Genomic DNA, 1148 nt, shown 5'->3' on the forward strand with positions numbered 1-1148 from the left:
CCAAGACATCAACCTGGCGCAGCTTGGCGACAATCTTTTCAGCCGTATGCTTCTTCCGTCCCATGATAACATCCTCCACATGGCTCGAAGCCATACCTCAGGGAGGACCACTTTCCAGGGGGCAGGCCAGTCTGCTCGCACGCCCAGTCGAACGAGTGCCAGCGGTAGATGCGCGGCTCGTTGTGCTCTGCCCAATAGGCAGCCGCCTTGGCCTCGGCTTCCTCGTCCACCGGATGGTTGTCGGCGAACTGGATGCCATTATCCGTCAGCACCGTGTGGATCGTGTACGGCACGGCGGCGACCCGATCATGTAGAAAGGCTGCCGCAATCCGTTGAGTCGCCTTCTCGTGCAGTTGAACGAAGGCAAACTTGCTCGTGCGGTCGATGGCCATGAACAGGTGTAGCTTGCCCTGTTCGGTGCTGACCTGAGCGATGTCGATGTGGAAGGAGCCGATCGGGTAGGCCTTGAAGCGCGAGCGCTTGGGCTTGTCGCCGTCGACGTCTGACAGGCGACTGATGCCGTGAGGCTGCAGGCACCGATGCAGCGACGAGCGGGTCAGATGCGTTAGACTCGGCTGCCGCACGTAGAGGCAGTTGTCGAGCGGGGCAGGGTATGCCGACAGAAGGCGACGATCACCGCCTCGTCCTCAACGCTGAGCACGCTGGAGCGGGGCTCCTTCGGTCCCATCCGCGCGTCGGTGCAGGTCTGGCGTGAGCGCCACTTCTGCACCGTAGTGGCGATGATGCCGTAGCGCTTGGCGGCCGCCCTTACGCTCTCCTGACGAGCTTGGATTGGCCGACGGACCGTCTCAGTCGTCGTGGAGCTGCTGTGGAGAACCTATCCCATAGCGCGTCCCTCCATGCGGTATCAGTCGTACCACCACACAGCGGGACCGAACATCTAAGAGCGCCTAACAGAACGGCACCGAGCGGGGTTTTCAGCGTTGGTTTGGCATGGCCAGACTGCTTCTCCCCGTTGATCTCTGGGATGAGATCGCGCCGCTCCTCCCGCCGCCTCGGCCGCGTCCGAAGGGCGGGCGTCGTCCAATTGAGAACCGGGCCGCACTCACGGGCATCCTGTTCGTGCTGCGCTCGGGGCTGCCGTGGGAAATGCTGCCGGCCGAGATGGGCTGCGGCTCCGGCATGAG

The 1148-nt window shown here is 63.2% G+C and carries 1 protein-coding gene and 1 pseudogene; one reads left to right on the forward strand and one right to left on the reverse strand.

Translation table 11 applies throughout. The features are described 5' to 3' along the window. Positions 1 to 128: 128 nt before the first annotated feature. Positions 129 to 793: pseudogene (locus MKK69_RS27285) on the reverse strand (hypothetical protein); the annotation flags it as partial. A gap of 161 nt (positions 794 to 954) precedes the next feature. On the opposite strand from MKK69_RS27285, the gene MKK69_RS27290 reads away from it, so the two are divergent. Beyond that, a partial coding sequence (locus tag MKK69_RS27290; RefSeq protein WP_243973232.1) for a transposase occupies positions 955 to 1148 on the forward strand: 194 nt, incomplete at its 3' end.

It is taken from the genome of Methylobacterium sp. J-026, assembly GCF_022829585.1.
GTDB lineage: Bacteria > Pseudomonadota > Alphaproteobacteria > Rhizobiales > Beijerinckiaceae > Methylobacterium.